Annotated in this window: 12 protein-coding genes; 4 read left to right on the top strand and 8 right to left on the bottom strand. The window is 44.0% G+C overall.

Annotated features, from left to right (window positions below; genetic code table 11):
• From AB8613_RS13185 to AB8613_RS13170, 4 genes are all read right to left on the bottom strand, one after another.
• Window positions 1-306: a hypothetical protein gene (locus tag AB8613_RS13185; protein ID WP_017074520.1), complete on the bottom strand. Its 306-nt coding sequence runs from the start codon at window positions 304-306 to the stop codon at window positions 1-3.
• A gap of 91 nt (window positions 307-397) precedes the next feature.
• Entirely contained in the window at window positions 398-1099 is a 702-nt protein-coding gene (gene tsaB, locus AB8613_RS13180; protein ID WP_372383926.1) for a tRNA (adenosine(37)-N6)-threonylcarbamoyltransferase complex dimerization subunit type 1 TsaB, read from the bottom strand.
• Between the two features lie 59 nt (window positions 1100-1158).
• A complete protein-coding gene (locus tag AB8613_RS13175) occupies window positions 1159-3087 on the bottom strand; it encodes an ATP-dependent DNA helicase (RefSeq protein WP_372383925.1) in 1929 nt (642 codons plus the stop codon).
• A gap of 160 nt (window positions 3088-3247) precedes the next feature.
• Window positions 3248-3448 carry a hypothetical protein gene (locus AB8613_RS13170; RefSeq protein WP_146492298.1) on the bottom strand — a complete coding sequence of 67 codons (201 nt, stop codon included), beginning with the start codon at window positions 3446-3448 and terminating at the stop codon, window positions 3248-3250.
• A 301-nt stretch (window positions 3449-3749) separates the two neighbouring features.
• On the opposite strand from AB8613_RS13170, the gene purU reads away from it, so the two are divergent.
• On the top strand, window positions 3750-4583 hold the full coding sequence (gene purU / locus AB8613_RS13165; RefSeq protein ID WP_065205162.1) for a formyltetrahydrofolate deformylase: 834 nt from the start codon (window positions 3750-3752) through the stop codon (window positions 4581-4583).
• Window positions 4584-4761: 178 nt separating this feature from the next.
• Here the strand turns inward: purU and AB8613_RS13160 are convergent, their stop codons facing one another.
• Window positions 4762-5358: a VOC family protein gene (locus AB8613_RS13160; protein WP_146492299.1), complete on the bottom strand. Its 597-nt coding sequence runs from the start codon at window positions 5356-5358 to the stop codon at window positions 4762-4764.
• A 350-nt stretch (window positions 5359-5708) separates the two neighbouring features.
• Here AB8613_RS13160 and argS point away from each other — a divergent pair, with 350 nt between their 5' ends.
• The 3 genes from argS (at window position 5709) to AB8613_RS13145 (ending at window position 8832) form a co-directional block, all read left to right on the top strand.
• Window positions 5709-7442 carry an arginine--tRNA ligase gene (argS, locus tag AB8613_RS13155; RefSeq protein WP_327783601.1) on the top strand — a complete coding sequence of 578 codons (1734 nt, stop codon included), beginning with the start codon at window positions 5709-5711 and terminating at the stop codon, window positions 7440-7442.
• A 296-nt stretch (window positions 7443-7738) separates the two neighbouring features.
• Window positions 7739-8167 (top strand): HIT domain-containing protein, encoded by a 429-nt coding sequence (locus AB8613_RS13150; RefSeq protein ID WP_327783600.1) that lies wholly within the window; start codon window positions 7739-7741, stop codon window positions 8165-8167.
• A gap of 137 nt (window positions 8168-8304) precedes the next feature.
• Entirely contained in the window at window positions 8305-8832 is a 528-nt protein-coding gene (locus AB8613_RS13145) for a YqhA family protein (RefSeq protein WP_146492302.1), read from the top strand.
• Window positions 8833-8896: 64 nt separating this feature from the next.
• On the opposite strand, the gene AB8613_RS13140 is transcribed toward AB8613_RS13145, so the two are convergent.
• From AB8613_RS13140 to AB8613_RS13130, 3 genes are read right to left on the bottom strand one after another with little or no spacing between them, the layout of a single operon-like run.
• Window positions 8897-9127 carry a FeoC-like transcriptional regulator gene (locus tag AB8613_RS13140; protein WP_146492303.1) on the bottom strand — a complete coding sequence of 77 codons (231 nt, stop codon included), beginning with the start codon at window positions 9125-9127 and terminating at the stop codon, window positions 8897-8899.
• Window positions 9124-11397, bottom strand: coding sequence for a Fe(2+) transporter permease subunit FeoB (gene feoB / locus AB8613_RS13135; protein ID WP_285953149.1), 2274 nt, complete (start codon window positions 11395-11397; stop codon window positions 9124-9126). Before feoB ends, AB8613_RS13140 begins: the two co-directional genes overlap by 4 nt.
• Entirely contained in the window at window positions 11398-11619 is a 222-nt protein-coding gene (locus AB8613_RS13130; protein WP_060982221.1) for a FeoA family protein, read from the bottom strand.
• Window positions 11620-11894 lie beyond the last annotated feature (275 nt).

Below are 11894 nucleotides of genomic sequence, written 5' to 3'. Positions count from 1 at the left end.
CTAGATGTAAATATCGACCCCAATAAGCTTCGCAAGTTCCTCTTTTTTAGCTTGATTCATTACATCCATATACTCTTCCATCGCACGTCGTCCACGCCCTTCTGGAAGATCATATTGAACCTGAGCTTTATGAATTTCAGACTCTTTGACTTGACGAATGGAATGCGAGACAGCATTTGCGACCTTAGTTGGCTGGCCAACTGAGGTTTTTGCATCGCCTTTTTTTACCTCATTCTTTTTATTGGTTCGATTGGTTTTGGATGTATTACCTATCGAAGAAGGAGGTAAGCCGTTTATTGAAACCATGCTTAAGAAATTTTGTACCTAATCTAATGACTTTGTGTCTGGCTTTAATAGCGACTCTGCAAAGTAAATGCAGAGCCAAAATAATACGTATTTACTCGCGACCAGGCAATTTTTTCCAAGTCACTTTATCACGAAGATAAACAGGCTCAGACTCTTCTGCTGCAACCGCCTTGCCTTCTGCATAAGCGTATTGAGCAAGGAAAGCCATATCTTGAGCTTCTGGGAATAGCACTTCACATGCTTTGGTGTTGATCGCTAGCGTATCCATGTGTTCTGCGTACGCTTCCCAACCTGTACCTACTTTTGCCCATGCTTCAGAGTCCGCTTCAAGCTGCGCAGCCAATTCGCTTGGTGGTGTAACACACTCTGCATCAACAGCAGTCCAGCGGCCATCTTGTTCGCGGCTGTAGCGAGCCCAGTACACTTCACTCATACGCGCATCAATCGCTGTCGCAACATGAGTTTCACCAAATTTACGGTAGCTGCCTTGCGCCATCGCAGCCAGTGTAGAGACACCGATCATCGGTAAATCCGCACCAAAAGCCAAGCCTTGAGCAATACCAATACCAATACGTACACCCGTGAAACTGCCTGGGCCTTGGCCAAACGCGATAGCATCAATATCGGTTAAAGCGACATTCGCTTCTTTCAGTACTTCATCAACCATAGGTAGAATTTTTTTCGTATGGTCTCGAGGAGCCTCTTCGCTACGTGCGAACACCTGGTCACCAATTACTAGTGCAACTGAACAGTTTTCAGTTGCGGTATCTACTGCAAGAATTTTTGCGCTCATTTGTGTCTCAAATATCTGTTATCTAATCTAAAAATAATGGCTAAGCTCAACAATGCCAATTACTCAGCAGAGATTGAATGGTCTTTAGCTAAGAATTCTTTAATGACCCCTAAGTCACGGGTACGTGGGATAGGCGGTAAACTCGCCAAAAATATGCCACCGTAATCACGAGTCACCAATCGGTTATCGCAAATAATCAAAGCGCCATTATCGCGCTTGTCACGTATCAATCGGCCGACGCCTTGTTTCAAGGTAATCACGGCGTCTGGCAACTGTACCTGTGCAAAAGGATCACCCCCTTTTAACTTACAGTCCTCGATTCGAGCCTTAAGTAAAGGGTCATCAGGAGCGGTAAAGGGCAATTTATCGATGATAACACAGCTTAATGCGTCGCCCCTAACATCTATCCCCTCCCAGAAAGCGCCAGTAGCCACCAGCAATGCGTTACCTAATTCCATGAATTCGGCTAAAGTTTTTTGCTTACTTGTCTCACCTTGCAGCAGCACTGGAACCGAGAGTGTTTCACGGAATCGCTCGCCCAACTCTTTCATCATGCTGTGTGAAGTACACAAAAAGAAACAGCGGCCTTGGTTTTGCTCAATCACGGGAGTCAGCATTCTTACTAACTTATCCGCGAGGCCTGGGCTATTCGGTTCAGGAAGATAACGAGGTACACACAAGCGCGCCTGATTTGGGTAATCAAACGGGCTTGGCAATGAAAACTGTGCCGACGGTTTTAACCCGAGTCGAGAGGTAAAGTGATCGAAATCGTCCGACACCGCTAAGGTTGCTGAGGTAAATACCCAAGCGCCCGGCTTCAGCTCAATCTGCTCGTGAAATTTATCCGCAACCGACAGTGGTGTGATGTGCAAAGCGAATTGCCTTGGTGTTGTGTCATACCAGTAAGAGTATCCCGTAATAGACACATCGCACACACGTTCAATGCGCGACTTAATCATGTTTGCACGTTCGAAAGCGGTATCTAACAGCTGACTTCGTCCGAGTGCTAATTTCAATACATCAACGGCCAATTGCAATGCATCTTGCAAACGAACTAACTCTCTTGCAATCGATTCAGATTTTAAGGCCTCACGCCAGTTACCACGAAAGCCTGTATCACCCAATACAATACGTAAATCGGCTGAAGATTGAACGAGCCTCTCGCCTACCTTTTGTAACTGACGCATATCTTTTGCTTCAGTTCGGTAGGCGATTTCGATGTCTTTAGCGAGCTCATTTATCTGTCGGCTCGAAACAGATTGACCAAAGTATTGGCTAGCAATATCGGGAAGCTGATGCGCTTCATCGAAGATAAACACATCTGCTTCAGGAATCAGTTCACCAAATCCGGTTTCTTTAATCGCTAGATCCGCTAAGAACAAGTGATGGTTCACTACAACAACATCAGAGTCCATCGCTTTTTTACGTGCTTTAAGTACGAAACAATCGGTGTAGCTTGGGCACTCTTTGCCCAAGCAGTTGTCATTGGTCGAGGTAATAGTTGGGATAACCGGGCTGTCTTCAGCGATATCATCACAATCGCCCAAATCACCTGTTTGTGTTGATGATGACCAGCTGCGCACTTTCACCAACTGAGCTAACAGCGTTGGATCGGTATGAGTGCCATGACTTTCGATCATTTGACGGCTCAGTCTGTCCAAACACAAATAGTTTGAACGCCCTTTGAGTAACGCAACCTGACCATAAAAGCCAAGCGCATCGACCATCAAGGGTAAATCTCGATGAAACAGCTGTTCTTGAAGGTTTTTAGACCCCGTACTAATGATGGTTTTCTTGCCACTAAGCAGCGCTGGCACTAAGTAAGCAAAGGTCTTACCGGTACCCGTTCCCGCTTCAACAACTAATTGACTCTGTTGCTCAATAGCTTGTGAAACCGCTTCAGCCATGTCTAGCTGAGCTTGTCGTGGTTGAAACCCTGGGATAGCTTTACCCAGAGCACCATCAGCAGAAAACGTTTTAGATATCATAGAGTACGAAGTTTAGAAAAATAGAAGACGAATTATGGCAGGTTTAGTGAGCCGGCGCGAATCAAGAATGACTGCGCACTGGAGGTGTTTGGTTTGGTTTGACGTGACTTGAGTTACCTTAAAGGTAAGAACTGAAGAAGTAAGAATCAGAGAATCGTTTTTATTTTCGACTTAGATAACGTGACAACCAAGAGGCACCTTCAAAATGGTTATCACAAGGTTGCATGGCCTTCACAGCATCGGTTGGCGAGGTCTTGCTTTCCCACATTTCATCTAGAACATTACCATCTAACTCAGTGCCACCCGCCAATGAATTCACTCGCTTGCAGTACAGTTTTTTGGCTAATAACTCTTTATCCATAAGTATCACCTCTATTTTTGGCCAAGGCGTAAATGCCTCGGTTGAAGTTCAAATGCGTACTACGGTCAAAACTTTAAAAAATGAAGCTTCTGCCTGTTTTTCTATCTAAAAACTGATATTTCTATATCAAACAATTTATCAAAGCGATAAATCAGCAGCAGAATTTGTTGAAACCAAATTGATAATAGATTAATTATAACGGTGATATTGCGGCTCAGTTCACCGTTCGACAGCCTGCATTAAATTTGAAGAATCCCGATTTCATATAACAAGTGCAACATTTCATGGAAGTAAGATGCAGATGGAAAGAAAAACTTTATTAACACATTGTACTGACGCCCCAGGCCTCATCTCAAAGATCACCAACATTTGTTACAAGCACCAACTCAATATTATTCACAACAATGAGTTCGTTGATAACACTAGTGGCCACTTCTTTATGCGTACCGAGCTAGAGGGTTACTTCAATGACGAAACCTTGCTTGCCGATTTAGATCAAGCGCTGCCAGAGAATGCAAAACGTAAGCTCATTGGTTCTTCTCGCAAACGTGTAGTGATTTTAGTCACCAAAGAAGCGCACTGCCTTGGCGATATTCTGATGAAGAACTTCGATGGCAGTTTGGATGTAGAAATTGCGGCTGTTGTTGGCAACTACGATACTTTGCAAAGCTTAACCGAGCGTTTTGATATTCCTTATCATCATGTTTCTCACGAAGGACTAAACCGTGAAGAACATGAGAAGAAGATGCTTGAAGTAATTGACCAATACGAGGCGGATTACCTTGTTTTGGCTAAGTACATGCGAGTGCTGACTCCAGGGTTTGTTGAAAAGTACAACCACAAGATCATCAATATCCACCACAGCTTTTTGCCAGCTTTCATTGGCGCGAAACCATATCAACAAGCGTATGAGCGCGGCGTAAAGATCATTGGTGCTACAGCGCACTTTGTGACTAATGATTTGGATGAAGGTCCAATCATCAAACAAGATGTTATCCCAGTGGATCACAACTTCAGCGCGAAAGACATGGCGCAAGCGGGTCGTGACGTTGAGAAGAACGTATTGAGTAAGGCTCTAAACAAAGTGATCAACGATCATGTGTTTGTTTATGGTAACAAGACTGTGATTCTGTAAGTCGGATATTCGATTTCCGGTAAGGCCTCCAGTTAGAACCCAGTAAAAAACGCGCAATAGGGTTTACCCATCGCGCGTTTTTTGTATCTGATGATCAGACCAGCTTTAAAAGATTCCCGTCATTCCGACGAGCCTAAGCGAGCTCAGGAATCTCATCTAAGAACTTACCCAAGTCAAATTAAGCTTGTTCAGATTCAACAACCTTCTTCAAAGAGTGTGGATGTAGCTTAATACAAATACCTTGATGTTTAAAAGCCACCGTTGGGTTATTCAAACGTTCACCCTCGCCTTTCGGGCTAGAGAGTTTTATCTTAATACCTTGCTCTGCCAAAGTTTCAAACTTAGCAGCGAACTGCGGGTAAGTCTCTTTAAGATCCGCTAGATACTGATCGGCTGTTTGCGCGTGAGAAGGAATCACAAACTCGACATGTTCCCAATCTTGGCTTGGATAAATTTTACCTTCTGCTGGATATGGCAACTCTAAGCACTCAATCTTCCAACCAAGGCTTTGCAATGGCTCATCGAAAGCCAACACCACAATTGGACGACCGTTAACCATCGCTTCTGAAATCGTAGAGCCGTATTCAGACCATGCTTGATGTGCTGATTTCGCAAGATCAGTGTCATTGATTCTTAATGCAATATGATCCGCTTGAGCAAAGCTTAAATCCAAACCCAATGTATTTCCTAGGTTCTCAATTTTCGCCATAAACGTATCAAGGCGCGCAATCATTTGTTGTGGTTCTAGTTCAGCTTGCTTCAGGCTCATCGTCATTGTCTTTGTTCTCCAAATAATGGCTGCATGGTATCAGTTTTACTTTCAGCAACAAGTGTTACTTTTATAAAAAAACGTTCAAAAAGTACGGTGTCTTACTTTCCTAAATAGACAAACTTGGCTTGGTCAAAGTCGATTGTCAAAAACCCCTCAGGAAATGTTAATTTTCTATCAATTCGACCTATAAGAAACCCCACAAAATTGGTATGATTAACGCCATTTTTGTGAACTTAAACAGAGTCTGTTGTTCATTTCGGCATTAAATCGTTAACTCGAAGCATAATTAACCAAATTTAATACCCACGAAATAACGGCCACTCTTATTCATCCTTGAATTGAAGGAAACGCGTGTGAATATCCAAGCACTGATTAATGACAAAGTATCTCAGGCTCTAGAAGCCGCTGGCGCACCTGCAGGCTCTCCTGCGGCTGTTCGCCAATCTGCAAAACCACAATTTGGTGACTACCAAGCAAACGGCGTTATGGGTGTTGCTAAACGACTAGGCACTAACCCACGAGAATTTGCTCAAAAAGTATTGGACGTTCTAAACCTAGACGGTATCGCTTCTAAAGTTGAAATCGCAGGTCCAGGTTTCCTAAACATCTTCCTAGATGAAGCATTCCTAGCACAACAAGCAGACGCAGCACTGGCTGACTCTCGTCTTGGTGTTGCAGCAGCTGAAGCACAAACAATTGTTGCTGACTACTCTGCACCAAACGTTGCAAAAGAAATGCACGTTGGTCACCTACGTTCAACGATCATCGGTGATGCTGTTGTTCGTACACTTGAGTTCTTAGGTCACAAAGTTATCCGTGCTAACCACATTGGTGACTGGGGTACTCAATTCGGTATGCTTATCGCAAACCTTGAGCGCGTTCAAGCTGAGTCTGGCGAAGTTTCAATGGAACTTGCTGATCTTGAGGGCTTCTACCGTGAATCAAAAAAGCTTTACGACGAAGACGAAGAGTTTGCACTTAAAGCACGTGGCTACGTTGTTAAACTACAAAGCGGCGACGAGTTCTGCGCAGAGATGTGGAAGAAACTTGTTGACGTAACAATGATTCAGAACCAACGCAACTACGATCGTCTAAACGTATCTCTAACACGTGATGACGTAATGGGCGAAAGCATGTACAACCACATGCTTCCAACTATCGTTGCTGACCTAAAAGAGCAAGGTCTTGCTAAAGAAGATGACGGCGCACAGGTTGTATTCCTAGACGAATACAAAAACAAAGATGGCGACCCAATGGGCGTTATCATTCAGAAACGTGACGGCGGCTTCCTTTACACAACCACTGATATCGCTTGTGCAAAATACCGTTTTGAAGAACTAGGCGCAGACCGCGTACTTTACTTCATCGACTCACGTCAGCACCAACACCTAATGCAAGCTTGGACTATCGTTCGTAAAGCAGGTTACATCCCAGAATCTGTTTCTCTTGAGCACCACGCGTTCGGCATGATGCTTGGTAAAGATGGTAAACCATTCAAGACTCGTGCAGGCGGTACTGTTCGTCTTGCTGATCTTCTTGATGAAGCAGAAGTTCGTGCAGCGCAGCTAATCGAATCTAAGAACCCAGAACTAGCAGAAGACGAGAAGAAAGCGATCGCTAATACAGTTGCTATGGCAGCGGTTAAGTACGCAGACCTTTCTAAGCACCGTACAACTGACTACGTGTTCGATTGGGACAACATGCTTGCATTCGAAGGTAACACGGCACCGTACATGCAGTACGCATACACTCGTGTTGCTTCTGTATTTGCTAAAGCTGGTATTTCTATGGACTCTCTTGCAGGTGAAATCAAAATCACGGAAGAGAAAGAGAAAGCGCTTATCGCGAAACTTCTACAGTTTGAAGAAGCGGTACAGTCTGTTGCTCGTGAAGGTCAACCACACATCATGTGTAGCTACCTGTTCGAACTTGCGGGTCAATTCTCTAGCTTCTACGAAGCATGCCCAATCCTAGTTGCTGAAGACGAAGCTGTTAAGCAGAGCCGCCTGAAGCTTGCTGCACTCACAGCGAAGACTATCAAGCAAGGTCTATCGCTTCTAGGTATCGAGACTCTAGAACGCATGTAAGCGATTCGAGATTCGAGATTCGAGATAATTAGAAAGGTTGACGTGAAAGCGTCAACCTTTTGTTTTATTTGGAGGTTATATTTACTTAGCTATCGAGCTGCCCGCAGACTTCCGTCGCAGAGATCTCCTACTCCGCTCCTTCGTCGCTATAGGAGATGACGAAACCTATTTCCCCACCCGTCATTCCCTACAGTGAGGGACGAACGTGATAGGGAATCTGCTTATTGAGATCGTAAGCGCTAGCCACATTCCCATTCCAACCTTATACTCAACTAAAACAATTAATTGGAAAGATCATGAGCTTCGAACTTCATCCTCAATTGGCAAAAGACACTACCGTTATTGGCGAATTCCCGCTTAGCCTTGCACTACTACACAAAGACAACGCTGTACCTTGGGTTATCTTGGTACCAAAACGTGCCAACCTGAAAGAGTTGCACCACTTACCAATGAAAGAACAACAGCAGTTCTTACACGAATCTCAAGCAGTAAGCCAAGCATTAGAAGCGACGTTCCAGCCAGATAAGCTCAACCTAGGCGCACTAGGTAACATGGTTCCACAACTGCATATCCACCACATAGCACGCTTCAAAGATGATATTGCGTGGCCTGGCCCGGTGTGGGGAAACACTAAAGGTGAACAACGCAGTGAAGAAGATCAAACAGCTATCCTGACTCGTATTCAGAATGTGCTGTCACTAAGCTCTATCTTTAAAAAAGCTTAATGTTGTGAGTAAGGTAATGCCTAACCTCTAGGCATTATCATTATTACCAATATGTAATAATAATTCACAAAAACACACCATTATCACAACAAAGACTCCCGAGTATACTCTCTTGCACACAACATAGAGAGAGCATCATGAAACAAACCTTCAACTTATTTCGTCATATCAGCTGGATCGCCATCATCTGTTCTATGCTTGCTTCACTGCTTTTGTTTTTTATGGGAGCAACCAAAACCTACTCTGCTTTTGCGATCTTTATGCTCAACCAGGTACCGCCAGAATCACTGGCACATCTAGACACCACAGACATCGCGATCTCATACTTAATTAAGTCCCTAGATACGTTTCTGATTGCTTTTGTACTCTTCATCTTTTCTCACGGTGTGTTCACTTTATTCATCTCAGACAAAAGTGACGCGGCAAAAAATGATGAACAGATCAAAAAGAACAAAGTGCTTAACTGGATAAAAACACCCAACATTGGCCATCTGAAAAACATTTTGGCTGAAGTGATTATCATCATTCTATTCGTGAAGTTTTTGGAGCTCGTACTCGTCAACTTCGACAGTATCGGATGGGACATACTTGTCCTGCCTGTATCAATACTGTTACTTAGTATCGGTCTTAAAGTTCTCGGCCTAGGCGGAACCAAAGAGTCCTAAGTAGATAAGCACAAACAAAAAACCGCAGCTAAAGAGCTGCGGTTTTTTATTCAAGCTATCTGAACTACATCATCACATTCAGCGATAAACCATCTTGTTTACTAATGGTGTAGCGAACACGCGTCGTATGACCATGTTTATTGGTGTCGACCAAACGGGATATTTTCCCTTTCTTGACCCACACACTCAGCATCGCATCCACACCATCTTCACTCATACCAAACTTCGTGGCGATCTCTTTACGAGCCGCTACACCTTGATTGTCAATGTACTGATGGAGTTCAGTTAAAATCATGCGACTTGCACCTCTAATGCTTTTTGCTTACTGCCGACTTTCTTGAACACGCGATAGGTGATCACAAAGCCACCTGCAATCGCTACCATCCATACAGCACTAGTCACAGGATGGGCTGCAAAGTTTGCCGCTTGATAGTAGAAGGTCGCGCCAAAGTAGCCAAGCGCCATCGTCCAAACCGCAATGAATCGCGCAAACATTTGACCAAATTCACGAACGTAAGCACCCATCGCAGCCACGCAAGGCGTGTAAAGCAGGATAAGGATTAAGTAAGCAAATGCAGCATGACCAGAAACGAATTTGTCTTTTAGGTTACCAAAGATAGATGAGTCAACCTCTTGCTCTTCGGCAACAGCACCTGAATCGCTTAAGTCACCAACCTCAATACCTAGAGGATCCGAGTAGCTTAGACCGGCTAGATTCTCAGGGATCGTCATCACAGCTTCTTCTAAGCTCGCCGCTAAATCAAACTCAGCAGCTTCTTCATCAGAAGGCGTTGTGTATAGGCTGTTCAGCGTACCGACTACCGCTTCTTTCGCGAAGATACCAGTAATGATACCTACCGTTGCTGGCCAGTTTTCTTCTGTAATACCAATTGGTTGGAATACAGGAGTCACAACTTGCGCTGCCTTAGAAAGTACTGAGTTTTCACTGTCTTCGTTACCGAAACTGCCGTCCATACCCAGAGAATTCAAGAAGCTTAAGATTGCTACCACAACCACAATCGTTTTACCTGCACCAAGCACGAAACGCTTCAGTTTTTGCCACGTTTTCAGCATCACGTTTTGTACAGTTGGCAGCTCGTAGTCTGGCATTTCCATTACTAAGCTGTCGCTGCTACCTGGGTAGATAGTGTTTTTAAGGAACAAACCGGTAAATACAGAAGCAAGGATACCCATGATGTACAAAGCAAATACCACGTTTTGACCAGCACCAGGGAAGAACGCCGCAGCAAACAGTGCGTATACAGGTAGACGAGCACCACATGACATAAATGGCGCCATAGATGCAGCTAGCTTACGCTCACGCTCTTGGTCAAGTGTACGAGTTGCCATAATTGACGGTACGTTACAGCCAAAGCCAAGAACTAACGGTACAAACGCCTTACCCGGCAGACCAATCTTTTGCATCACTTTATCAAGTACAAACGCAGCACGCGCCATGTAGCCCGAGCTTTCTAGCACCGCTAAGAACAAGTAAAGCGCCGCGATAACTGGAATAAAGGTGGCAACAGTTTGAATACCGCCACCGATACCATCTGCAAGAATAGTAACCAGCCAAACTGGTAGGTGTCCGTCTAATAAATGGTGTCCACCATCAACCAATATTGCACCAACGCCAATATCAAAGAAGTCGATAAACGCACTACCGATATTGATAGAGAACATGAACATTAGGTACATGATGACAAAGAAGAAAGGGATACCGACCCATTTGTTCAGAATGAATTGGTCAGCTTTCTCTGTGAAATTACGGCTGAGTTTGCCTTCACTACGGCGAACACGTTTACACAGGTCGTGTAAGAAGGTGTATTTGGCGTCTGCTACCGCAAGGTCGATATCAAACTCAGCACCAAGACGCACATTGTCAATTTGAGTACGTGTTTGCGGAGCTAAACCGTTTAACACCAAGTAATCATTTTCTAGAGCACGAATCGCAAGCGCGCGGTGAGAAACATCAGCATCATCAAAGTGTGATTCAACAGAAGGAATAAGTGCTTCTAATGCTTCGTCATAGTTAATAGAGATAGGGTCAAGGCTAACACCTTGAACAAGAAGCTTATGCAGGCGCTCTTTGAAACGAGCCACTTGACCTTTATCGTTCGCAGACAAGCTAAGAACCGGGCAACCTAGCTCTTTCTCTAGCGCTTTCAGGTTAATCACCTGACGCTCACGCTTTAAGACATCCATTTTGTTCAATACAACGATCATTGGACGACCCAACTCTCGCAATTGCAATGTCATGTATAAGCTTCGCTCTAAGCAACTTGCATCAACAACATTAATGATCACGTCAGCAGGGTGAGTCAGAACAGCTCGCGACGCGATAGACTCATCAATACTATTTGCATCATTACCACTATCTAGTGCGTAGATACCAGGCAAGTCAGTTAGCTGAAATTGGTCACCTGCGTGTGAGTACAAACCCGTTTTCTTTTCTACGGTTACACCAACCCAGTTACCAACATGCTGCTTGGCACCAGTCAGTGCATTGAACAGTGTTGTTTTGCCACTATTCGGGTTACCAACGGTAAGAACTTGATAATCCATTTAGATAACCTCGATTTGTTCTGCAATGCTTTCACGAATGGCGATAGAAACACCTCTCACTTCAACTTGAAGCGGATCACCCATCGGCGCACGGCGGATAAGCGTCACCTCAGTTTTTGGCAACATACCCATGACCATAAGTTTTTTTCTTACGTCAGGTGTTAAACCTGTTAGTGCAACAATAGAAGCCTGCTTTCCTTGCTCTAGTTGTGAGAGTTTCATAAGTACCCAATTCGTGATTGATAATGAGAAAGATTGTTATTAACGCTATGATACACATACATGCCCACAATTCTATTGTGTGAAATCAATGTTTTCGAAAATACACACTCGTAAATTTCGTTAAAAACGTTTACGTCAAAAACGTTACTTTCAACAACCTACGAGAACTACCTCACTAGTACAAAACCACCCAGCCAACAACAAATTATTATTTATCAATCACTTAAGATAATGTCGGTTTTCTCATAGGCATCTGTCGTTAATTTTATAAGTAA

The organism is Vibrio sp. BS-M-Sm-2 (assembly GCF_041504345.1).
Lineage (GTDB): Bacteria > Pseudomonadota > Gammaproteobacteria > Enterobacterales > Vibrionaceae > Vibrio > Vibrio satsumensis.
Note: the sequence above shows the minus strand (reverse complement) of the source record. Positions and strands in the feature narration are given on the sequence as shown.